The organism is Pseudomonas sp. RC4D1 (genome assembly GCF_018390395.1).
Classification (GTDB): Bacteria; Pseudomonadota; Gammaproteobacteria; order Pseudomonadales; family Pseudomonadaceae; genus Aquipseudomonas; species Aquipseudomonas danubii.
Window position 1 is genome coordinate 1,242,692 of the sequence record NZ_JAHBAW010000001.1, and the last position, 20,748, is coordinate 1,263,439.

Consider the following 20,748-nt stretch of genomic DNA (forward strand, 5'->3'; position numbering starts at 1 on the left):
TTCGGCCTGCCCAGGGGCACGTACTCCCGGCAGGGAGCCAAGCGTCCGAGTGATAGGCTGCATCGCAAGGAGTTTAGATGAGTGCCGATAACGCCTACGCGGTCGAGCTGAAGGGACTGTCCTTCAAGCGCGGTACGCGCAGCATTTTCAATAACGTGGATATCCGTATTCCGCGGGGCAAGGTCACCGGCATCATGGGGCCTTCAGGCTGCGGAAAAACCACCCTGTTGCGCTTGATGGGCATGCAATTGCGGCCCAGCAGCGGCGAAGTGTGGGTCAACGGCCAGAATCTGCCGACCCTCTCGCGCAGCGATCTGTTCGATGCACGCAAGCAAATGGGCGTTCTGTTCCAGAGCGGCGCGCTGTTCACCGATCTGGACGTGTTCGAGAACGTGGCCTTTCCGCTGCGGGTACATACCGAGCTGCCGGACGAAATGATTCGTGACATCGTGCTGCTCAAGCTACAGGCGGTGGGCCTGCGCGGTGCCGTCGATCTGATGCCCGACGAGCTGTCCGGTGGCATGAAGCGTCGGGTCGCCCTGGCCCGGGCCATCGCCCTGGACCCGCAGATTCTCATGTACGACGAGCCTTTCGTGGGCCAGGACCCGATTGCCATGGGCGTCCTGGTGCGCTTGATTCGCCTGCTCAACGATGCCCTGGGCATTACCAGCATCGTGGTGTCCCACGATCTTGCGGAAACCGCGAGCATTGCCGATTACCTCTATGTGGTCGGCGATGGCCAGGTATTGGGGCAGGGAACTCCTGACGAACTGATGGACTCCGACAATCCGCGTATCCGTCAATTCATGAAGGGCGATCCCGACGGCCCAGTGCCGTTTCACTTTCCAGCGACGGACTACCGCGCAGATCTTCTGGGGAAGCGCTGATGCGCAAAATATCGCTAATCGAGAGGGTTCGCCTCTTCGGTCGCTCAGGCATCGATGTCCTGGCGGTACTGGGGCGCTCCACGCTGTTTCTGTTTCATGCGTTGCTGGGGCGCGGCGGCATTGGCGGCAGTTTTGGCCTGCTGGTCAAGCAACTGCATTCGGTGGGCGTGATGTCCCTGGTGATCATCGTCGTGTCCGGGATCTTCATCGGCATGGTGCTGGCGCTGCAGGGTTTCAACATTCTGTCCAGCTACGGTTCGGAGCAGGCCGTCGGGCAAATGGTTGCCCTGACCTTGCTGCGGGAGTTGGGCCCGGTGGTGACTGCGTTGCTGTTCGCCGGTCGTGCCGGGTCGGCGCTGACCGCGGAAATCGGCAACATGAAGTCCACCGAGCAACTCTCCAGCCTGGAGATGATCGGGGTCGATCCACTCAAGTACATCATTGCGCCGCGCCTGTGGGCCGGCTTCATTTCCCTGCCGTTGCTGGCGATGATTTTCAGCGTGGTGGGAATCTGGGGCGGTTCCTGGGTGGCTGTCGACTGGCTGGGCGTCTATGACGGTTCCTACTGGGCGAACATGCAGAACAGCGTGACCTTCACCGGTGACGTGCTCAACGGTGTGATCAAAAGTATTGTTTTTGCGTTTGTAGTGACCTGGATCGCCGTATTCCAAGGCTACGACTGTGAGCCCACTTCAGAAGGGATCAGCCGTGCCACTACCAAGACCGTGGTGTATGCCTCGTTGGCCGTACTCGGCTTGGACTTTATTCTGACCGCCTTGATGTTTGGAGATTTCTGATGCAAAACCGCACCCTGGAAATCGGTGTCGGCCTTTTTCTGCTGGCCGGCATCCTGGCTTTGCTGTTGCTTGCCCTGCGGGTCAGTGGCTTGTCTCCGACTGCGAGCACCGATACCTATAAACTTTACGCCTACTTCGACAATATCGCCGGTTTGACGGTCAGAGCTAAGGTGACCATGGCCGGTGTGACCATCGGCAAGGTTACAGCGATCGATCTGGACCGTGACAGCTTCACCGGCCGGGTGACGATGCAACTGGAAAAGCGTGTGGATAATCTGCCGACCGACTCCACTGCATCTATCCTGACGGCTGGCCTGTTGGGTGAGAAGTACATCGGTATCAGCGTGGGCGGGGAAGAAGCCTTGCTCAAGGATGGTGGAACCATCCACGACACCCAGTCGTCGCTGGTACTGGAGGACCTGATCGGTAAATTCCTGCTCAATACCGTTAGCAAAGACGCCAAATGAGGAGTTTTTCGATGATCTCTATCTTGCGACGTGGCTTGTTGGTCCTGCTGGCGGCCCTGCCGTTGCTGGCCAATGCGGCAAGCACGCCTTCCGCGCATGATCTGGTGCAGGACACGACCACCCGTCTGCTGGCGGATCTGGCGGCCAATAAAGAGAAGTACAAGCAAAGCCCGAACGACTTCTACAACGCCTTGAACGGTATTGTCGGTCCGGTGGTGGACGCCGATGGCATCTCCCGCAGCATCATGACCGTGAAGTATTCGCGCAAGGCCACCCCGGAGCAGATGGCGCGCTTCCAGGAAAACTTCAAGCGCAGCCTGATGCAGTTCTATGGCAATGCCTTGCTGGAGTACAACAACCAGGGCATCACTGTTTCTCCGGCCAAGGATGAAAGCGGTACCCGTACCAGCGTGGATATGCAGGTCAAAGGCAACAACGGCGCGATCTACCCGGTGTCCTACACCCTGGAGAAGATCAACGACGAGTGGAAAGTGCGTAACGTGATTATCAACGGCATCAATATCGGCAAACTGTTCCGTGATCAGTTCGCCGATGCCATGCAGCGTAACGGCAACAACCTGGACAAGACCATCGACGGCTGGGCCGGCGAAGTGGCCAAGGCCAAGGAAGTGACCGAAGACGCCGCAGATAAGGTTGCGCAATGAGCGAGTCCGCCGTACGCCTCGGGGACGCCGGGGAGTTGCTGATCAGCGGTGTGCTGGATCACCGCAGCGGCCCGGGTCTGCGCAAGCAGGGCCAGGCATTGATCAAGTCGAGCAGCGCTGCGGCGTTGGTGCTGGATTGCTCGGCGGTGGAAAAGTCCAGCAGTGTCGGCCTGGCCCTGCTGCTGGCCTTCATGCGTGATGCCCAGGACCTGGGCAAGGCAGTGAGTGTTCGTGCCTTGCCCGAAGACATGCGAGAAATTGCCGAAGTATCCGGGGTCACCGAGATCCTTCTCCATCCGTAATAACCCACATCTATATAGAAGCCCCCCGTCAGAGTCCTGCTATGCGGGGTTCGCAGGCGCGGGGCTTTTTTGTATGATGTCCGACCCGCGCGCACAGGGCGCCGATTGAGGTTGAGCATGCAGGCCAACGAAGTGAAGAGCTTTCTTGAGGGAAAGCTGCCCGGAGCTCAGGTAGAAGTTGAGGGCGAAGGCTGCAACTTTCAGCTGAACGTGATTAGCGACGAACTGTCGGCCTTGAGCCCGGTGAAGCGTCAGCAGAGCATCTATGCCCATTTGAATCCATGGATTGCCGATGGCAGCATCCACGCGATCACTATGAAATTTTTCAGCCGCGCGGCCTGGGCCGAGCGCACCTGAGCCCAAGGGCGTCGAGACTGTTATGGATAAATTGATTATTACCGGCGGCGTTCGCCTTGATGGCGAGATCCGCATTTCCGGGGCCAAGAACTCCGCGCTGCCGATTCTGGCAGCAACCCTGCTGTGCGATGGCCCGGTCACCGTGGCCAACCTCCCGCACCTGCACGACATCACCACCATGATCGAACTGTTCGGTCGCATGGGCATCGAGCCGGTGATCGACGAGAAACTGAGCGTCGAAATCGATCCACGCACCATCAAGACCCTGGTGGCGCCGTACGAGCTGGTGAAAACCATGCGCGCCTCGATCCTGGTACTGGGCCCGATGGTCGCCCGTTTCGGCGAAGCCGAAGTGGCCCTGCCAGGCGGTTGCGCCATCGGTTCGCGTCCAGTGGACCTGCACATTCGCGGCCTGGAAGCCATGGGCGCGGTGATCGATGTCGAGGGCGGCTACATCAAGGCCAAGGCGCCTGAAGGCGGCCTGCGTGGTGCCAACTTCTTCTTCGATACCGTGAGTGTGACCGGTACCGAGAACATCATGATGGCCGCTGCCCTGGCCAAGGGCCGCAGCGTGCTGCAGAACGCCGCCCGCGAACCTGAAGTCGTCGACCTGGCGAACTTCCTGATCGCCATGGGTGCGAAGATTTCCGGTGCTGGCACCGACACCATCACCATCGATGGCGTCGAGCGTCTGCATTCGGCGATCTACAAAGTGATGCCTGACCGTATCGAAACCGGTACCTACCTGGTGGCCGCAGCCGTCACCGGCGGCCGGGTCAAGGTCAAGGACACCGATCCGACCATCCTTGAAGCCGTTCTGGAAAAACTCAAGGAAGCGGGCGCCGAAGTCACCACCGGCAGCGACTGGATCGAGCTCAACATGCATGGCAAGCGCCCCAAGGCGGTCAACGTGCGTACTGCTCCGTACCCGGCGTTCCCGACCGACATGCAAGCGCAGTTCATTTCCCTGAACGCGATTGCCGAAGGCACGGGCGCGGTCATCGAGACCATCTTCGAAAACCGCTTCATGCACGTGTACGAGCTGCACCGCATGGGCGCCAAGATCCAGGTCGAAGGCAACACCGCGATCGTTACCGGCACCGAGATCCTCAAGGGCGCGCCAGTCATGGCCACCGACCTGCGGGCCTCGGCCAGCCTGGTGATCTCGGCCCTGATGGCCGAAGGCGACACCCTGATCGACCGCATCTACCACATCGACCGTGGTTACGAGTGCATCGAAGAGAAGCTGCAGATGCTCGGCGCCAAGATCCGCCGCGTACCGGGCTAGTTGCATGACGGGCACAGGGAGGTGCCCAACGCTGAATCAGTTCCACGTCGAGCCTGTCTTCAGGCTCGACGCATGTCTGGCGCCGTTTGCGTCCGGGCATCAGTCGCCGCATAAGGACTTACGTTACTCATGTTGACCATCGCACTGTCCAAGGGCCGTATCCTCGACGACACGCTGCCGCTTCTGGCTGAAGCGGGCATCGTGCCAACCGAGAATCCGGACAAGAGCCGCAAACTGATCATCCCCACGACCCAGGACGACGTTCGCCTGCTGATCGTGCGTGCCACTGACGTACCGACCTATGTCGAGCATGGCGCCGCCGACCTCGGGGTGGCCGGCAAGGACGTCCTGATGGAGTACTCCGGCCAAGGCCTTTACGAACCGCTGGACCTGCAGATTGCCCAGTGCAAGCTGATGACCGCCGGTGCGATTGGCGCCGTCGAACCCAAGGGGCGCCTGCGTGTGGCCACCAAGTTCGTCAACGTCGCCAAGCGTTATTACGCCGAGCAGGGCCGTCAGGTCGACATCATCAAGCTTTACGGCTCGATGGAACTGGCGCCGCTGATCGGTCTGGCGGACAAGATCATCGACGTGGTCGACACCGGCAACACCCTGCGGGCCAACGGTCTGGAGCCCCAGGAACTGATCGCCACCATCAGCTCCCGCCTGGTGGTCAACAAGGCATCGATGAAGATGCAGCACGCCCGTATCCAGGCGTTGATCGATACCCTGCGCAAGGCAGTGGAATCGCGACACCGCGGCTGATTCACATGCGTGGCCTTGAGCCGCGCCCATCTATCCGCGTCATAGCCAGAATGCTCAGGTGCCCACGCGGATGGCTTGGTAGTCTTGCGGCGCCTGAGCTTTGCAAATCCAAGCTTGCCCTTTTGTGCACTCGCCAATCATTGAGGCCTTCGCTATGACCGCTCCGACTGCAATTCGCCGACTCAACGCTGCCGACCCGGATTTCGCCCGTCATCTGGATCATCTGCTGAGCTGGGAAAGTGTCTCTGACGATTCGGTCAATCAGCGGGTGCTGGACATCATCAAGGCCGTGCGCGAGCGCGGCGATGCGGCGCTGGTGGAGTTCACCCAGCGTTTCGACGGCCTGCAAGTGGCCTCCATGGCCGACCTGATCCTGCCGCGCGAGCGCTTGGAACTGGCCTTGACCCGAATCACCGTGGCCCAGCGCGAAGCCCTGGAAAAGGCCGCGGCGCGGGTGCGCAGCTACCACGAGAAGCAGAAGCAGGACTCCTGGAGCTACACCGAAGCCGACGGCACGGTGCTGGGCCAGAAGGTTACGCCGCTGGACCGCGCCGGCCTATACGTGCCGGGGGGCAAGGCGTCTTACCCGTCATCGGTGCTGATGAACGCGATCCCGGCCAAGGTGGCGGGCGTGACCGAGGTGGTGATGGTGGTGCCGACCCCCCGTGGTGAAGTCAACGAGCTGGTACTGGCCGCTGCCTGCATCGCCGGGGTTGACCGGGTGTTCACCATCGGTGGCGCCCAGGCCGTGGCCGCGCTGGCCTACGGCACCGAAAGCGTGCCCCAGGTGGACAAGGTGGTCGGCCCAGGCAACATCTATGTGGCCACCGCCAAGCGCCACGTGTTTGGCCAGGTCGGGATCGACATGATCGCCGGTCCTTCGGAGATCCTTGTGGTCTGTGACGGCCAGACCGATCCGGACTGGATCGCCATGGACCTGTTTTCCCAGGCTGAGCACGACGAAGACGCCCAGGCAATCCTGGTCAGCCCGGACGCCGAGTTCCTCGACAAGGTGGCGGCGAGCATCGCCAAGCTGCTGCCGACCATGGAGCGCGCAGAAATCATCAACACCTCGATCAACGGCCGTGGCGCGCTGATCCAGGTTCGCGACATGCAGCAAGCCATGGACGTGGCCAACCGCATTGCCCCCGAGCACCTGGAGTTGTCGGTGGCCGACCCGCAAGCCTGGCTGCCGCAGATCCGCCACGCCGGGGCGATCTTCATGGGCCGTCACACCTCCGAGGCGCTGGGCGATTACTGCGCCGGGCCGAACCACGTGCTGCCGACGTCCGGTACTGCGCGTTTCTCCTCACCGCTGGGGGTGTATGACTTCCAGAAACGCTCGTCGATCATTTTCTGCTCCGAGCAGGGCGCGTCCGAGCTGGGGCGGACCGCCTCGGTGCTGGCCCGTGGCGAGTCGCTGACCGCCCACGCCCGCAGCGCCGAATACCGCATCGTCGACGACCAAGATCAGGGGCAATGAACATGAGCAAATTCTGGAGTCCGTTCGTCAAGAACCTGGTGCCCTACGTGCCGGGCGAACAACCCAAGCTGACCAAGCTGGTCAAGCTCAACACCAACGAAAACCCCTATGGCCCGTCGCCCAAGGCCCTGGCGGCGATGCAGGCCGAGCTCAATGACAACCTGCGCCTGTATCCCGACCCCAACAGCGACCTGCTCAAGCAGGCGGTGGCCCGCTATTACGGGGTGCAGGGCAATCAGGTATTCCTCGGCAACGGTTCCGACGAAGTCCTGGCGCACATTTTCCATGGCCTGCTGCAGCAGGATAAGCCGCTGCTGTTCCCGGACATCAGCTACAGCTTCTACCCGGTGTACTGCGGCCTGTACGGCATCGACTACCAGGCGGTGCCCCTGGATGAACAGTTCCAGATCCGTGTGGCCGACTACGCCCAGCCCAACGGCGGGATCATCTTCCCCAACCCGAATGCGCCCACCGGCTGCTTGCTGGCCCTGGACGCGGTGGAGCAGATCCTCCAGGCCAGCCCGGATTCGGTGGTGGTCGTGGACGAAGCCTATATCGACTTCGGTGGCCAGACTGCCATCAGTCTGGTGGACCGCTACCCCAACCTGCTGGTGACCCAGACTCTGTCCAAGTCGCGCTCTCTGGCCGGCCTGCGGGTGGGCCTGGCGGTGGGGCATCCGGACCTGATCGAGGCCCTGGAGCGGATCAAGAACAGCTTCAACTCCTACCCTCTGGATCGCCTGGCCATTGTGGGTGCAGCGGCGGCCTTCGAGGACCGCGAGTACTTTGCCAAGACCTGCCAACGGGTGATCGACAGTCGTGAGTGGGTGGTGGCGCAGTTGCAGGCCAAGGGTTTTGAAGTATTGCCGTCGGCGGCCAACTTCATCTTTGCCCGCCACCCCCAGCACGACGCAGCCGGCCTGGCGGCCAAGCTGCGTGAGCAAGGGGTGATAGTGCGTCACTTCAAGCAGGAACGTATCGCCCAATTCCTGCGCATCAGCATCGGCACGCCGGAGCAGAACCAGGCGCTGATCGACGGATTGGGGCAGCTTTAAGTTAGAAGCCCAGAGCCAATGCTTGGAGCCTCTCGCTTGCAGCTACAAGCTTGCCGCTTGTAGCTGCAGCCCCCGGCTGCTCTCACTCGTGGTGCGGCTCGCCGAGGAAGGTCAGGGAGCTGAACAGGCCGCGTGAAGCCACATCCGGATCGTCCTTGAGCGGCACTTCAAGCTCTGCGGCAATCACGTTCAAGCCTTCATTTCTCACCAACACTTGAGCGCGTCCCTGGGCATCGGTTTCGGTGCTCAGGGTGCTCGGTGCATTGCGGTAATCGCCGATCAACTTGACCCCAGCCACGGGCTGCCCATCCAGCAGTACCCGCACCGGCAGGCTGTTGCCCTGGCCCACGGTCAGCGGGTCGACTTCCGGCAGGATCAGCAGCTTGAGCTGTTCCAGCTTGGGCAGCTTCGCCCCCGCTTGATAGATCGCCAGGCTGTACTTGAAGGTGTGGGTCGAGGCGATGGCCCCCGGGACTTTGCTGCGCCCCTGGTTGACCCAGCGTTTGTCCGCCGTTTGCGACCACGGACCGTTGTCCAGCGCCACGGCCAGCACCGCCGGTGGCTTGAGTGGTTGCAGGCGCGCGTGGTCGGCCAGGCGTTGCACGCTCACCGGAATCATTCTGGCTGCGGCGTCGTAGGCCCAGGCACCACTGACCTTCTTGGCCTTGAAGGCGTCGTCTTCGGCGCCGTGGCCGTAGATCACTTCGATATTGCCGCGGCGCTGTTCGGTCCACAGACCGTGGGCCGAGGCCTGGGTTGTACCCAGGGTGGCGAGCAGGCCCAGCAGGGCGATTGATTTGAGGTTGTGCATGGCGATTTCCGGCTACAGGTTGAGTGTCAGGCTGACGGTGAAGTTGCGCGGCTCGCCGGGGTTGACCCAGTAGTTGCTGTAGGAGCGCTCGTAGTACTTCTCGTCGAACAGGTTGTTCAGGTTCAGGCCCAGGGTCAGGTTGTCGCTGGCCTTGTAGTGGGCCAGCAGGTCCAGGGTGCGGTAGGCGGGCAACTCGAAGCGGCCTCCGGCCTCGCCCGAGCGATCGCCGACGTAGGTCAGGGCGGCGCCGACGTCCGAGCCTTTGAGTCGTCCGTCCTGGAACTCATAGACGCCCAACAGGCTGCCACTGTGCTTGGCCACGCCGAGTATGCGACTGCCGGCGGGGATCGCCCGATCGCCCTTGGTGACCTCGGCATCGATCAGCGCATAGGCACCAATCACCCGCACCGCATCGGTCAACTGGCCGGTCACTTGCACGTCGAAGCCCTGGCTGCGGGCTTTGCCCACAGCGCGGCTGGAGTCGGTGCCGGGGTCCAGGGCCAGGACGTTTTCCTTGTCGATATGGAAGGCGGCGAGGGTGGCGCTCAGGCGTTCGTCGAACAGCTCGCTCTTGATCCCCACTTCATAACCGACCCCTTCCTCGGGCTTGAAGGTCTTGCCGGCCGCATCCAGTCCGTTGTTGGGCTTGAACGAGGTGGAGGCGTTGGCGAACAGCCCCAACTGCGGAGTCAGTTGATACAGCAGGCCGGCGCGCTGGGTCAGGGCGTCGTGGCTCTGGCGGCTGCGCTTGCCGGTGGTGTGGTCGTCGATCCGTTGCTCGAAATGTTCGAAGCGGGCGCCGAGCATGCCGCGCAGGCGGTCGTTGAAGACAATCTGGTCCTGCAGGTTGAGGGCCTGGCTTTCGACATGTTCGAAAAAGTCCGTGCCGGAACGTTTGCCGTTGGGCTTGGCCTGGCCGTAGATCGGGTCGTAGATGTCGACAGCGTAGGCGCCGCCGGCGATGGTGGTGACCCGCTCGTTCTTGCGGTAGTTCTCGTATTCGCTGCCGATCAGCAACTCGTGCTGCCAACTGCCGATGTCGAACAGGCCGCGCAGTTCCAGTTGGGTGATGCTGTCGTGCCAGTTGTTGTCGCGCTCGCGATAGCGCCGGTTGACGGTGTGCTGGTCGGCATTCAGCGGGCGGGTTTCCGAGGCGAAGCCCCACAACTTGCCTTCCTTGTAGTGGCTGGCCAGGCGCAGCTTCCAGCTGTCGTTGAGGTGATGTTCCAGGGCGGCCTGGAGCATGGTGTTGTGGTTGTCGATGTTGCCGTCGTTGGGTTCACCGAGGAAGGTCGAGCGCGAGACGCCGCTCCAGCGATTGTTGGGCGCGACGATGCCGCGGTCGAAGGTCGAGCTGTGGCGCACGAACTCGCTCTCCACCAGCAGGCTGGTGTCCGGGTTCAGCTGCCAACTGAAGGAAGGGGCGACGAACAACCGGCGGCTGTCCACATGGTCGCGGAAGCTGTGGTTGTCCTCCACCGCCAGGTTGACCCGGGACAGCAGGTTGCCCTGGTCATCCAGCGGGGTGTTGAGGTCCAGGGCGGTGCGGTAGCGGTCCCAGCTGCCGGCGCTGGTCTGCAGGGTGGCGAAGGCTTCGGGCTGAGGTTTCTTGGTGACGATGTTCACCGTACCGCCGGGATCGCCCCGGCCATAAAGGCTGGCCGCCGGTCCCTTGAGCACTTCGATGCGCTCGATATTGGCCGCATCCGGGGTGCTGGGATAACCGCGATTGGCGCTGAAACCGTCCTTGTAGAACTCCGAGGTGGTGAAGCCGCGCACGCTGTATTCATACAGGGTCAGGCCGCCGAAGTTGTTCTGCTTGGAGACTCCGCCGGCGAACTCCAGGGCCCGCTCGACGTTACTGCTGCCCAGGTCCTTGAGCACGCTGGCGGGGATCACGCTGATGGACTGCGGGATATCGCGGATTGCCGTGTCAGTCTTGGTGGCGCTGGCCGAGCGAGTGGCCCGGTAACCTTTGACCGGGCCGCTGGCAGACTCGTATTCGGTGGTGATGCGGGTGGTTTCAAGTTCCAGCGACTGCGGTTCTTCGGCAAGCAGCGGGTCTGCCAGCAGGCCTAGGGTCAGGCCTGCCAAGGGGAGGATTTTTCGGGACGTCATCGGGCTGTTCCAATAGCAATATTGAAACAATATAACATGACTGATGAGAATGTATGTTGTTAGCCCGGCATGGCCGGGCGCACATTCACTCTTCTTCTTTGACCGGTGCGGGCGGCGGACGCAGGCCGATTTCTGCGGTCAGCTTGAGTTCCTTGCCGTTGCGCATGACCTGGATCGAGACTTTGTCCGTCGGCTTGATCCGCGCTACCTGATTCATCGAACGACGACCATCGCCGGCGGGTTCGCCGTCGATGCTGAGGATCACATCACCCAGCTGCATACCGGCCTTCTGCGCCGGACCGTCGCGGAAGATCCCGGCCACCACTATTCCAGGCCGCCCGGCCAGGCCGAAGGACTCTGCCAGCTCCTGGGTCAGCGGCTGCACTTCGATGCCCAGCCAGCCACGGATCACCTGGCCATGCTCGATGATCGATTTCATCACCTCCATGGCCAGTTTGATCGGGATCGCGAAGCCGATGCCCTGGGAACCGCCGGACTTGGAGAAGATGGCGGTGTTGATCCCGGTCAGGTTGCCGTTGGCGTCTACCAGTGCACCACCAGAGTTGCCTGGGTTGATCGCGGCATCGGTCTGGATGAAGTCTTCGTAGTTGTTCAGGCCCAGCTGGTTGCGCCCGGTGGCGCTGATGATGCCCATGGTCACGGTCTGGCCGACCCCGAACGGGTTGCCGATGGCCAGGGCGACGTCACCGACACGGACGTTTTCCGAGCGGCCGACGGTGATCGAAGGCAGTTTTTTCAAGTCGATCTTGAGTACCGCCAGATCGGTTTCCGGATCGCTGCCGATGACCCTTGCCAGGGTTTCACGGCCATCCTTGAGCGCCACCACGATCTGCTCGGCGCCGGAAGTCACGTGGTTGTTGGTCAGCAGGTAGCCTTCGGGGCTCATGATCACCCCGGAACCCAGGCTTGACTCCATGCGCTGCTGCTTGGGCAGGTTGTCGCCGAAGAAACGCCGGAACTGCGGGTCTTCAAACAGCGGATGCGCGGGTTTGTTGATCACTTTGGTGGTGTACAGGTTGACCACCGCGGGCGCGGCAATCAGTACCGCATCGGCGTAGGAGACTGGCCCCTGCTGGGTGCTGGTGGTTTGCGGAGCTTGCTGCAGGTTGACGTCCAGGCTGGGTAGCCCGACCCATTGCGGATAACGCTGAATAATCAACAACGCGATAAGCACGCCGGCCAGTAGCGGCCAGCCAAAAAAACGCAGAGCCTTGAGCATTGAGCAAGTCCTGGGTGGTTACGAAGGGCTGCGCACGGCCCATAATGTCGCGCATTATACGAGGCCGCGCGCGCCTCTGAACGGGATATTTAGGAGTCTTTTATGGCCGTTGCCCTGAGCACACTGGTGGAAGAAGCGGACCGCTACCTGGGCAGTTCACGCATCGCCGACTATTGCCCCAATGGCTTGCAAGTCGAAGGACGCCCGCAGGTGATGCGCATCGTCAGTGGCGTGACCGCCAGCCAGGCGTTGCTGGACGCAGCCGTGGAGGCCAAGGCCGATCTGGTGCTGGTGCATCACGGCTACTTCTGGAAAGGCGAGAACCCCTGCATCACCGGAATGAAGCAGCGTAGGTTGAAAACCCTGCTCAGGCACGACATCAGCCTCTTGGCCTATCACCTGCCCCTGGACCTGCACCCGGAGGTGGGCAACAACGTGCAGTTGGCCCGGCAGTTGGATATCACCGTGGAAGGCCCATTGGACCCGGAGAACCCCAAGGTCGTCGGTCTGGTCGGTTCCCTCAGCGAACCCATGACGGCGCGGGACTTTGCCCGGCGGGTGCAAGAAGTGATGGGCCGCGAACCCTTGCTGATCGAAGGCAGCGAGATGATCCGCCGGGTCGGCTGGTGCACCGGCGGCGGCCAGGGCTACATCGACCAGGCGGTCCAGGCCGGCGTTGACCTGTACCTGAGTGGTGAGGCTTCGGAACAGACCTTCCACAGCGCCCGGGAAAACGACATCAGCTTCATTGCTGCCGGTCACCACGCCACCGAGCGTTATGGCGTCCAGGCCCTGGGCGACTACCTGGCCCGGCGCTTCGCCCTAGAGCACCTGTTCATCGACTGCCCCAACCCGATCTGACCCCGTGCAGGAGCCGGCTTGCCGGCAAAAAGATCTTCAGCCCTGAGGTGCGCTTGCAAGCGCCTTCGCTGGCAAGCCAGCTCCTACAGAGGGGCGTTTGGGGGCTAACGGAGCGGTATATTCATATACCGTTTCGTTCTAGTTGGCGTCCTGATTAGAAGCAGGTCGCTGTGCTAGCATGCCCCGCTCGAACACGGCCCGCTGGCCGTCCATAAGAAAGCTTTCGTGAGTAGCCATGGTCGACAAACTGACGCATCTGAAACAGCTGGAGGCGGAAAGCATCCACATCATCCGCGAGGTGGCCGCCGAGTTCGACAACCCGGTGATGCTGTACTCCATCGGTAAAGACTCCGCCGTGATGTTGCATCTGGCCCGCAAGGCGTTCTTCCCCGGCAAGCTGCCGTTCCCGGTGATGCACGTCGATACCCAGTGGAAATTCCAGGAAATGTACAAGTTCCGCGATCGCATGGTCGAGGAGCTGGGGCTGGACCTGATCACCCACGTCAACCCGGATGGCGTGGCCCAGGGCATCAACCCGTTCACCCACGGCAGTGCCAAGCACACCGACATCATGAAGACCGAGGGCCTCAAGCAGGCTCTGGACAAGTACGGTTTCGACGCCGCATTCGGCGGTGCCCGTCGCGATGAAGAGAAGTCCCGCGCCAAGGAGCGCGTCTACTCGTTCCGCGACAGCAAGCACCGCTGGGATCCGAAGAACCAGCGCCCCGAGCTGTGGAACGTCTACAACGGCAAGGTCAACAAGGGCGAGTCGATCCGCGTGTTCCCGCTGTCCAACTGGACCGAGCTGGACATCTGGCAGTACATCTACCTGGAAGGCATCCCGATCGTGCCGCTGTACTTCGCCGCCGAACGTGAAGTGATCGAGAAGAACGGCACCCTGATCATGATCGATGACCAGCGCATCCTCGAGCATCTGTCCGATGAAGAGAAAGCCCGCATCGTCAAGAAGAAAGTGCGTTTCCGTACCCTTGGCTGCTACCCGTTGACGGGCGCGGTGGAGTCCGAGGCCGAGAGCCTGACGGACATCATCCAGGAAATGCTCCTGACGCGAACTTCCGAGCGCCAGGGTCGGGTCATCGACCACGATGGCGCCGGCTCGATGGAAGATAAAAAACGTCAGGGTTATTTCTAAGGGGCTGTCATGTCGCATCAATCTGATTTGATCAGCGAGGACATCCTCGCTTACCTGGGCCAGCACGAACGCAAAGAGCTGCTGCGCTTTCTCACCTGCGGTAACGTCGACGACGGCAAGAGCACCCTGATCGGGCGTCTGCTGCACGACTCGAAGATGATCTACGAAGACCATCTGGAAGCCATCACCCGGGATTCGAAGAAGGTCGGCACCACCGGTGACGACATCGACCTGGCGTTGCTGGTCGATGGCTTGCAGGCCGAGCGCGAGCAGGGCATCACCATCGATGTCGCCTATCGTTATTTCTCCACCGCCAAGCGCAAGTTCATCATCGCCGACACCCCCGGCCATGAGCAGTACACCCGCAACATGGCCACCGGTGCTTCCACCTGTGACCTGGCGATCATACTGGTGGACGCCCGCTACGGTGTGCAGACCCAGACCCGTCGTCACAGCTTCATCGCCTCCCTGCTGGGCATCAAGCACATCGTCGTGGCCATCAACAAGATGGACCTCAAGGACTTCGACCAGGGCGTGTTCGAGTCGATCAAGGCCGACTACCTGAAGTTTGCCCAGGGTTTGAAGATCCAGCCCACCAGCCTGCACTTCGTGCCAATGTCGGCCCTCAAGGGCGACAACGTGGTGAACAAGAGCGAGCGTTCGCCCTGGTACACCGGCCAGTCGCTGATGGAAATTCTCGAGACTGTGGAAGTGGCGGGTGACCGTAACTTCACCGACCTGCGTTTCCCGGTGCAGTACGTCAACCGTCCGAACCTGAACTTCCGTGGTTTTGCCGGCACCCTGGCCAGCGGCATCGTGCACAAGGGCGACGAAGTCGTGGTGCTGCCGTCGGGCAAGAGCAGCCGGGTCAAGTCCATCGTCACCTTCGAGGGCGAGCTGGAGCAGGCAGGTCCAGGCCAGGCCGTGACCCTGACCATGGAAGACGAGATCGACATCTCCCGTGGCGACCTGCTGGTGCATGCCGACAACGTGCCGCCGGTCACCGACAGCTTCGAAGCCATGCTGGTGTGGATGGCCGAAGAGCCGATGCTGCCGGGCAAGAAATACGACATCAAGCGCGCCACCAGCTACGTGCCGGGTTCGATTGCCAGCATCACTCACAAGGTTGATGTGAACACCCTGGAGGAGGGCGCGGCCAGCGCGCTGCAACTGAACGAGATCGGCAAGGTCAAGATCAGCCTCGACGCGCCGATTGCCCTGGATGGCTACGAAAGCAACCGCACCACCGGTGCTTTCATCGTTATCGACCGCTTGACCAACGGCACCGTCGGCGCCGGCATGATCATCGCCCAGCCAGTGGCCCATGGCAGCGTCACCCATCACGGCAAGCTGGCCCATGTGGCCACTGAGGAGCGTGCCCTGCGTTTCGGCCAGCAACCGGCCACCGTGCTGTTCAGCGGCCTGTCGGGCGCTGGCAAGAGCACCCTGGCTTATGCGGTGGAGCGCAAGCTGTTCGACATGGGCCGTGCGGTGTATGTGCTCGATGGTCAGAACCTGCGTCACGACCTGAACAAGGGTCTGCCACAGGATCGTGCCGGGCGTACCGAGAACTGGCGCCGTGCGGCTCACGTGGCCCGTCAGTTCAACGAAGCTGGCCTGCTGACCCTGGCCGCGTTCGTGGCGCCGAGTGCCGAAGGGCGCGAGCAGGCCAAGGACCTGATCGGCAAGGATCGTCTGCTGACGGTTTACGTCCAGGCATCGCCTGCGGTGTGTGCCGAGCGTGATCCTCAAGGCCTGTACGCTGCCGCTGGGGACAACATCCCGGGCGAGTCCTTCCCCTATGACGTACCGCTGAATGCCGATCTGGTGATCGACACCCAGGCGCTGTCGGTGGAAGAGAGCGTCAAGCAGGTGCTGGACCTGTTGCGTGGCCGCGGCGCGATCTAAGCCGTAGCCAAAAGCCCGCAGTCGAGTGATCGGCTGCGGGCTTTTTTGTGCGCTGCAGATAGCGTCAGCCGGCCAGGACGGTGCAGCTACGCAGGCGCTGGCCTGCCAGCGAACAGGCCCTCAGGGCTTTGCCGGATACTCGCGATGCAGTTCTTCCAGCAGCGCGTCCTTGTCCAGCCACTGCTGGTTGATCCAGCCCTGGAATGCCTGGCGATAGGTCGTGTCCTGCTCGTAGTTCTTGCCAATGAACTGCGGTGGAATCTGCACCTCCTCAAAGCGCACCACCACCTCCTTGACCCTGCCGCACAGCAGGTCCCAGAAACCGGGCCGGCCAGCGGGGTAGTGGATTGTCACATCGATGATCGATTGCAATTGCTCGCCCATGGCATCCAGGACAAAGGCGATGCCGCCGGCCTTGGGCTTGAGCAGGTAGCGGAACGGCGACTGTTGCTGGGCATGCTTGCCTTCGGTGAAGCGCGTGCCTTCGACGAAGTTGAAGATCCCCACCGGGTTGTTGCGGAACTTCGCGCAGGTCTTGCGGGTGGTTTCCAGGTCCTTGCCCTTTTTCTCCGGATGCTTTTCCAGGTAGGCCTTGGAGTAGCGCTTCATGAACGGAAAGCCCAGGGCCCACCAGGCGAGGCCAATCACCGGCACCCAGATCAGCTCCTGCTTGAGGAAGAACTTCAGCGGGCGGATGCGGCGGTTGAGCACGTACTGCAGCACCATGATGTCGACCCAGCTCTGATGGTTGCTGGTGACCAGATAGGAGTGCTGGTAATCCAGGCCTTCAAGGCCCTGCAGGTGCCAGCGAGTGCGGCACACCAGCTGCATCCAGGCCTTGTTGTTGCTGATCCAGGCTTCGTGGGTGTGGTTCATCAGCCAGTGGGTGAAGCGCTGGGTGAGGGCGAAGGGCAGGGCCTTGCAGATCGCCACGCAGAACAGGAACGAGCACAGCAGGATGGTGTTCAGCGCCAGCAGGATCGAGGCGATGATCCCGCGCACAGCGGCAGGTAGAAATTCCAGCATTTAGGCATCCATGGGTCGGTTGGCGGCTTGAATCGCGGTCAGGGCGATGGTGTAGACAATGTCATCCACCTGGGCGCCCCGGGGCAGGTCGTTCACAGGCTTGCGCAGGCCTTGCAGCATCGGCCCCAGGCTCACGCAATCGGCGCTGCGCTGCACGGCCTTGTGGGTGGTGTTGCCGGTGTTCAGGTCGGGGAACACGAAAACCGTGGCCTTGCCTGCCACCTGGCTGTTGGGGGCCAGTTGCCGGGCGACGTTTTCGTTGGCCGCGGCATCGTATTGCAGCGGGCCGTCGATCAACAGCGAACGCTGGGCTTCATGGGCCAGCAGGGTCGCCTCGCGGACTTTCTCCACTTCTTCGCCGCTGGCCGAGTCGCCGCTGGAGTAGCTGATCATGGCCACTCTTGGAGTAATGCCGAACGCCGCCGCCGAGTCGGCACTCTGCAGGGCGATCTCCGCCAGTTCGCTGGCGCTGGGGTGCGGGTTCATCACGCAGTCGCCGTAGACCAGCACCTGCTCAGGGAACAGCATGAAGAATACCGAGGACACCAGGGTGCAGCCCGGGGCGGTCTTGATCAGTTGCAGGGCCGGGCGAATGGTGTTGGCAGTGGAATGGATGACCCCCGATACCAGGCCATCCACCTCATCCAGGGCCAGCATCACGGTGCCGATCACCACCGGGTCCTCCAGTTGCTGCTCGGCCATGGGGGCGTTGAGGCTCTTGCTCTTGCGCAGGGCCACCATGGGCTCCACGTAGCGCTCGCGAATCAGGTCCGGGTCGAGAATCTCCAGGCCTTCGGGCAACTCGATGCCCTGGGCCCGGGCTACCGCATGCACTTCCTCTGGCTTGGCCAGCAGTACACAACGGGCGATGCCCCGGGCTTGGCAGATGGCAGCGGCCTGCACGGTCAAGGGTTCGCTGCCTTCGGGCAGGACGATACGCTTGTTGGCGTCCTGTGCCCGCTGGATCAACTGATAGCGGAACACCGCCGGCGACAGGCGCATTTCCCGCGGAGTGCCGCAGCGCTGGTGCAGCCAGTTGGCGTCCAGGTGGCTGGCGACGAAGTCGGTGATGATTTCCGCGCGCTCGCGGTCATCGATGGGGATTTCCTTGTTCAGGCCATTGAGCTGGTTGGCGGTGTCGTAGGACCCGGTGCTGACCGACAGCACCGGCAGGCCGGCGTTCAGGGCACCACGGCACAGATCCATGATGCGCGGGTCGGGCAGGGTGTCGCTGGTCAGCAGCAGGCCGGCCAGGGGCACACCGTTGATCGCCGCGAGACTCACGGCGAGGATGATGTCGTCGCGATCCCCCGGGGTCACCACCAGTACGCCGGGCTTGAGCAGTTCCACGGTGTTGCGCATGGTTCGGGCGCAAATGATGATCTTGGTCATGCGCCGGGTTTCATAGTCCCCGGCATTGAGCACCTGGGCGCCCATCAGGTCGGCTACGTCGCGGGTGCGCGGTGCGTTCAGTTCCGGCTGGAAGGGAATGCAGCCCAGCAGGCGGAAGTCGCCGCTGCGCAGCAAGGGCGAGTGCTCCTTCAAACGGGCGGAGAACGCCTCCATGCTTTCGTCGGTACGCACTTTGTTGAGGATCACCCCCAGCACTTTCGGGTCTCGCGGGCCGCCGAACAACTGCGCCTGCAACTCGACCCGTCCCGACAGCTCGGTGAGCACTTCGTTTTCCGGAGCAGAGACCAGGATCACTTCGGCATCCAGGCTTTTGGCCAGGTGCAGGTTGACCCGGGCTGCGTAGCTGGCGCTGCGGGTCGGCACCATGCCTTCGACGATCAGCACGTCCTTGCCGATGGCGGCCTGCTGGTAGAGGGTGATGATTTCCTCTAGCAATTCATCCAGCTGGCCGTCGCCGAGCATTCGCTCCACATGGGCCAGGCCCAGGGGTTGTGGCGGCTTCAGGCCGTGGGTCCGGGCTACCAGCTCGGTGGAGCGCTCGGGGCCGGTATCACCGGGGTGGGGCTGGGCAATGGGCTTGAAAAAGCCGACCTTGAGGCCGGCCCGTTCCAAGGTACGCACCAGCCCGAGGCTGATGGAGGTCAGACCCACACCAAAATCGGTGGGCGCGATAAAAAAAGTTTGCATGCGAGTTCTCAGAAGGTGCATGGCAAAGGCGACGGTCTGCAGCCGTCTGCCTGGTCGTCAGGCGCTAAGGTTATCGTTATCCGGTGCTTGAGCACACCAGCCGCAGTCAAAGCGCTGGCCTATTTTTTCCGCCCGCAACTGCGGGTCCAGTACCCAGGCCCGGGATTGCCAGGGCGGCAAGTGACGCAGGTGCTGGGTATGCCCACAGGACAGTTCGGCCACCCAATGACCCTCTTCGTCCTGATGGAAACCGCAGATTGTCGAGTGATTTTTCACGTTCCGTTGGTCCGGGTTCCGTTCGCTTTCGAGCGATTGCTTCGCTAAACTTGCTCGTTCTTCATTCTTATGCAAAAGGTCCCGCCCCATGCTGATCGCCGCCAATAAGGCTGTCTCCATCGACTATACCCTCACCAACGATGCTGGTGAGGTCATCGACAGCTCTGCCGGCGGCGCCCCGCTGGTTTACCTGCAAGGCGCAGGTAACATCATTCCTGGTCTGGAAAAGGCTCTGGAAGGCAAGCAAGTCGGTGACGAACTGAACGTCTCCGTGGAACCTGAAGATGCCTACGGCGAATACGCTGCCGAACTGGTCAGCACCCTGAGCCGCAGCATGTTCGAAGGCGTCGACGAACTGGAAGTGGGCATGCAGTTCCACGCGTCCGCTCCGGACGGCCAGATGCAGATCGTGACCATCCGTGATCTGGACGGTGACGACGTGACCGTAGACGGCAACCACCCGCTGGCCGGTCAGCGCCTGAACTTCCAGGTCAAGATCGTTGCCATCCGTGATGCCAGCCAGGAAGAAGTCGCTCATGGTCACGTCCATGGCGAAGGTGGCCATCACCACTGATTTTCTGCGCTAAGCTCAAGCTTACTGGAGAGGCGCCCGAGGGCGCCTTTTTAGTCCGCGGCTTTTGGCTGTACTGTCGAGAGGCTGTTTTTCTGTAAGAACACAGGAATTTGGAGTTCGTCATGAGTGCTTTTCACGACCTTAAATTGAAAGCCCTGGATGGTCAGGAGCTGCCGCTCGCGCCCTTCAAGGGGCAAGTCGTGCTGGTGGTCAACGTCGCCTCCAAATGTGGTCTGACACCACAATATGCGGCGTTGGAGAATCTCTACCAGCAATACAAGGCCCAGGGATTCAGTGTGCTGGGGTTGCCCTGCAACCAGTTCGCCGGGCAGGAACCGGGCACCGAGCAGGAGATCCAGGAGTTTTGCAGCCTCAATTACGGGGTGACTTTTCCCTTGAGCAGCAAACTGGACGTGAACGGTCCCGAGCGTCATCAGCTGTACCGTTTGCTGGCGGGCGAGGGCGCGGAGTTTCCCGGGGATATCACCTGGAACTTCGAGAAATTTCTGTTGGGCAAGGACGGTCGGGTTCTGGCGCGTTTCTCGCCCCGTACTGCTCCGGATGATCCGACTGTGGTCCAGGCCATCGAAAAAGCCCTGAGCTAAGCACTGCCGG

21 protein-coding genes are annotated in these 20,748 nt (G+C 61.9%); 15 read left to right on the plus strand and 6 right to left on the minus strand.

From position 1 onward, the window contains the following. Positions 1-77 precede the first annotated feature (77 nt). The 10 genes from KHO49_RS05640 to hisC all read left to right on the plus strand — a co-directional run bounded on the left by KHO49_RS05640 (position 78) and on the right by hisC (position 8,066). The gene (locus KHO49_RS05640; protein ID WP_102861156.1) at positions 78-887 is read left to right on the plus strand and encodes an ATP-binding cassette domain-containing protein; all 810 of its coding nucleotides are present in this window, start codon (positions 78-80) and stop codon (positions 885-887) included. Continuing rightward, complete coding sequence (mlaE, locus tag KHO49_RS05645) at positions 887-1,684, plus strand: lipid asymmetry maintenance ABC transporter permease subunit MlaE (RefSeq protein ID WP_102861157.1); 798 nt, start codon at positions 887-889, stop codon at positions 1,682-1,684. The genes KHO49_RS05640 and mlaE overlap by 1 nt, the downstream gene beginning before the upstream one ends. Then, on the plus strand, positions 1,684-2,151 hold the full coding sequence (mlaD, locus tag KHO49_RS05650) for an outer membrane lipid asymmetry maintenance protein MlaD (protein WP_011059277.1): 468 nt from the start codon (positions 1,684-1,686) through the stop codon (positions 2,149-2,151). The genes mlaE and mlaD overlap by 1 nt, the downstream gene beginning before the upstream one ends. 11 nt (positions 2,152-2,162) lie before the next feature. Continuing rightward, positions 2,163-2,816, plus strand: coding sequence for an MlaC/ttg2D family ABC transporter substrate-binding protein (locus tag KHO49_RS05655; protein WP_102861158.1), 654 nt, complete (start codon positions 2,163-2,165; stop codon positions 2,814-2,816). Beyond that, positions 2,813-3,118 (plus strand): STAS domain-containing protein, encoded by a 306-nt coding sequence (locus KHO49_RS05660; protein WP_213664739.1) that lies wholly within the window; start codon positions 2,813-2,815, stop codon positions 3,116-3,118. Before KHO49_RS05655 ends, KHO49_RS05660 begins: the two co-directional genes overlap by 4 nt. Before the next feature lie 117 nt (positions 3,119-3,235). Continuing rightward, on the plus strand, positions 3,236-3,475 hold the full coding sequence (locus KHO49_RS05665) for a BolA family protein (protein ID WP_011059280.1): 240 nt from the start codon (positions 3,236-3,238) through the stop codon (positions 3,473-3,475). 22 nt (positions 3,476-3,497) lie between these two features. Continuing rightward, complete coding sequence (murA, locus tag KHO49_RS05670; RefSeq protein ID WP_102861160.1) at positions 3,498-4,763, plus strand: UDP-N-acetylglucosamine 1-carboxyvinyltransferase; 1,266 nt, start codon at positions 3,498-3,500, stop codon at positions 4,761-4,763. A gap of 129 nt (positions 4,764-4,892) precedes the next feature. After that, positions 4,893-5,528, plus strand: coding sequence for an ATP phosphoribosyltransferase (gene hisG / locus KHO49_RS05675; protein ID WP_016968619.1), 636 nt, complete (start codon positions 4,893-4,895; stop codon positions 5,526-5,528). Positions 5,529-5,682: 154 nt separating this feature from the next. Continuing rightward, entirely contained in the window at positions 5,683-7,011 is a 1,329-nt protein-coding gene (gene hisD, locus KHO49_RS05680; protein WP_047283941.1) for a histidinol dehydrogenase, read from the plus strand. 2 nt (positions 7,012-7,013) lie between these two features. Further along, positions 7,014-8,066, plus strand: a complete 1,053-nt coding sequence (gene hisC / locus KHO49_RS05685; protein ID WP_110596057.1) for a histidinol-phosphate transaminase — start codon at positions 7,014-7,016, stop codon at positions 8,064-8,066. 82 nt (positions 8,067-8,148) lie between these two features. Here the strand turns inward: hisC and KHO49_RS05690 are convergent, their stop codons facing one another. The 3 genes from KHO49_RS05690 to algW all read right to left on the minus strand — a co-directional run bounded on the left by KHO49_RS05690 (position 8,149) and on the right by algW (position 12,235). Further along, positions 8,149-8,877: a DUF4198 domain-containing protein gene (locus tag KHO49_RS05690; RefSeq protein ID WP_213664740.1), complete on the minus strand. Its 729-nt coding sequence runs from the start codon at positions 8,875-8,877 to the stop codon at positions 8,149-8,151. Between the two features lie 12 nt (positions 8,878-8,889). After that, the gene (locus tag KHO49_RS05695; RefSeq protein WP_102878380.1) at positions 8,890-10,995 is read right to left on the minus strand and encodes a TonB-dependent siderophore receptor; all 2,106 of its coding nucleotides are present in this window, start codon (positions 10,993-10,995) and stop codon (positions 8,890-8,892) included. 85 nt (positions 10,996-11,080) lie between these two features. Further along, the gene (gene algW, locus KHO49_RS05700) at positions 11,081-12,235 is read right to left on the minus strand and encodes a Do family serine endopeptidase AlgW (protein ID WP_102878381.1); all 1,155 of its coding nucleotides are present in this window, start codon (positions 12,233-12,235) and stop codon (positions 11,081-11,083) included. A gap of 102 nt (positions 12,236-12,337) precedes the next feature. Here algW and KHO49_RS05705 point away from each other — a divergent pair, with 102 nt between their 5' ends. The 3 genes from KHO49_RS05705 (at position 12,338) to cysN (ending at position 16,157) form a co-directional block, all read left to right on the plus strand. Beyond that, entirely contained in the window at positions 12,338-13,096 is a 759-nt protein-coding gene (locus KHO49_RS05705; protein WP_110596022.1) for a Nif3-like dinuclear metal center hexameric protein, read from the plus strand. 235 nt (positions 13,097-13,331) lie between these two features. Continuing rightward, positions 13,332-14,249, plus strand: a complete 918-nt coding sequence (gene cysD, locus KHO49_RS05710; protein WP_102861165.1) for a sulfate adenylyltransferase subunit CysD — start codon at positions 13,332-13,334, stop codon at positions 14,247-14,249. Positions 14,250-14,258: 9 nt separating this feature from the next. After that, a complete protein-coding gene (gene cysN, locus KHO49_RS05715) occupies positions 14,259-16,157 on the plus strand; it encodes a sulfate adenylyltransferase subunit CysN (RefSeq protein WP_102878383.1) in 1,899 nt (632 codons plus the stop codon). Positions 16,158-16,277: 120 nt separating this feature from the next. On the opposite strand, the gene yihG is transcribed toward cysN, so the two are convergent. Genes yihG through KHO49_RS05730 form a run of 3 tightly spaced genes read right to left on the minus strand, consistent with a single transcriptional unit; the run spans position 16,278 to position 19,679 of the window. Further along, positions 16,278-17,183 carry a 1-acylglycerol-3-phosphate O-acyltransferase, YihG family gene (gene yihG / locus KHO49_RS05720; RefSeq protein ID WP_102878384.1) on the minus strand — a complete coding sequence of 302 codons (906 nt, stop codon included), beginning with the start codon at positions 17,181-17,183 and terminating at the stop codon, positions 16,278-16,280. Next, positions 17,184-19,283, minus strand: a complete 2,100-nt coding sequence (gene pta, locus KHO49_RS05725) for a phosphate acetyltransferase (RefSeq protein ID WP_102878385.1) — start codon at positions 19,281-19,283, stop codon at positions 17,184-17,186. A 57-nt stretch (positions 19,284-19,340) separates the two neighbouring features. Continuing rightward, complete coding sequence (locus tag KHO49_RS05730; protein ID WP_102861709.1) at positions 19,341-19,679, minus strand: DUF3565 domain-containing protein; 339 nt, start codon at positions 19,677-19,679, stop codon at positions 19,341-19,343. On the opposite strand from KHO49_RS05730, the gene KHO49_RS05735 reads away from it, so the two are divergent. Together KHO49_RS05735 and KHO49_RS05740 are read left to right on the plus strand one after the other, a co-directional pair. Then, positions 19,648-20,133, plus strand: a complete 486-nt coding sequence (locus KHO49_RS05735; protein ID WP_102861169.1) for an FKBP-type peptidyl-prolyl cis-trans isomerase — start codon at positions 19,648-19,650, stop codon at positions 20,131-20,133. The two genes, KHO49_RS05730 and KHO49_RS05735, sit on opposite strands and share 32 nt — an antisense overlap. Before the next feature lie 122 nt (positions 20,134-20,255). After that, complete coding sequence (locus KHO49_RS05740) at positions 20,256-20,738, plus strand: glutathione peroxidase (RefSeq protein WP_102861170.1); 483 nt, start codon at positions 20,256-20,258, stop codon at positions 20,736-20,738. Positions 20,739-20,748: the final 10 nt, after the last annotated feature.

Excerpts from the sequence above, each read along its gene's own strand:
- cysD (WP_102861165.1), top strand. The coding sequence starts at position 13,332 with ATGGTCGACAAACTGACGCATCTGAAACAGCTGGAGGCGGAAAGCATC.
- hisC (WP_110596057.1), top strand. The coding sequence starts at position 7,014 with ATGAGCAAATTCTGGAGTCCGTTCGTCAAGAACCTGGTGCCCTACGTG.
- murA (WP_102861160.1), top strand. The coding sequence starts at position 3,498 with ATGGATAAATTGATTATTACCGGCGGCGTTCGCCTTGATGGCGAGATC.
- cysN (WP_102878383.1), top strand. The coding sequence starts at position 14,259 with ATGTCGCATCAATCTGATTTGATCAGCGAGGACATCCTCGCTTACCTG.
- KHO49_RS05665 (WP_011059280.1), top strand. The coding sequence starts at position 3,236 with ATGCAGGCCAACGAAGTGAAGAGCTTTCTTGAGGGAAAGCTGCCCGGA.
- KHO49_RS05735 (WP_102861169.1), top strand. The coding sequence starts at position 19,648 with ATGCTGATCGCCGCCAATAAGGCTGTCTCCATCGACTATACCCTCACC.
- hisD (WP_047283941.1), top strand. The coding sequence starts at position 5,683 with ATGACCGCTCCGACTGCAATTCGCCGACTCAACGCTGCCGACCCGGAT.
- KHO49_RS05690 (WP_213664740.1), bottom strand. The coding sequence starts at position 8,877 with ATGCACAACCTCAAATCAATCGCCCTGCTGGGCCTGCTCGCCACCCTG.
- hisG (WP_016968619.1), top strand. The coding sequence starts at position 4,893 with ATGTTGACCATCGCACTGTCCAAGGGCCGTATCCTCGACGACACGCTG.
- mlaD (WP_011059277.1), top strand. The coding sequence starts at position 1,684 with ATGCAAAACCGCACCCTGGAAATCGGTGTCGGCCTTTTTCTGCTGGCC.
- KHO49_RS05695 (WP_102878380.1), bottom strand. The coding sequence starts at position 10,995 with ATGACGTCCCGAAAAATCCTCCCCTTGGCAGGCCTGACCCTAGGCCTG.
- KHO49_RS05655 (WP_102861158.1), top strand. The coding sequence starts at position 2,163 with ATGATCTCTATCTTGCGACGTGGCTTGTTGGTCCTGCTGGCGGCCCTG.
- KHO49_RS05730 (WP_102861709.1), bottom strand. The coding sequence starts at position 19,679 with ATGGAGACAGCCTTATTGGCGGCGATCAGCATGGGGCGGGACCTTTTG.
- yihG (WP_102878384.1), bottom strand. The coding sequence starts at position 17,183 with ATGCTGGAATTTCTACCTGCCGCTGTGCGCGGGATCATCGCCTCGATC.
- KHO49_RS05705 (WP_110596022.1), top strand. The coding sequence starts at position 12,338 with ATGGCCGTTGCCCTGAGCACACTGGTGGAAGAAGCGGACCGCTACCTG.
- pta (WP_102878385.1), bottom strand. The coding sequence starts at position 19,283 with ATGCAAACTTTTTTTATCGCGCCCACCGATTTTGGTGTGGGTCTGACC.
- KHO49_RS05640 (WP_102861156.1), top strand. The coding sequence starts at position 78 with ATGAGTGCCGATAACGCCTACGCGGTCGAGCTGAAGGGACTGTCCTTC.
- KHO49_RS05660 (WP_213664739.1), top strand. The coding sequence starts at position 2,813 with ATGAGCGAGTCCGCCGTACGCCTCGGGGACGCCGGGGAGTTGCTGATC.
- KHO49_RS05740 (WP_102861170.1), top strand. The coding sequence starts at position 20,256 with ATGAGTGCTTTTCACGACCTTAAATTGAAAGCCCTGGATGGTCAGGAG.
- algW (WP_102878381.1), bottom strand. The coding sequence starts at position 12,235 with ATGCTCAAGGCTCTGCGTTTTTTTGGCTGGCCGCTACTGGCCGGCGTG.
- mlaE (WP_102861157.1), top strand. The coding sequence starts at position 887 with ATGCGCAAAATATCGCTAATCGAGAGGGTTCGCCTCTTCGGTCGCTCA.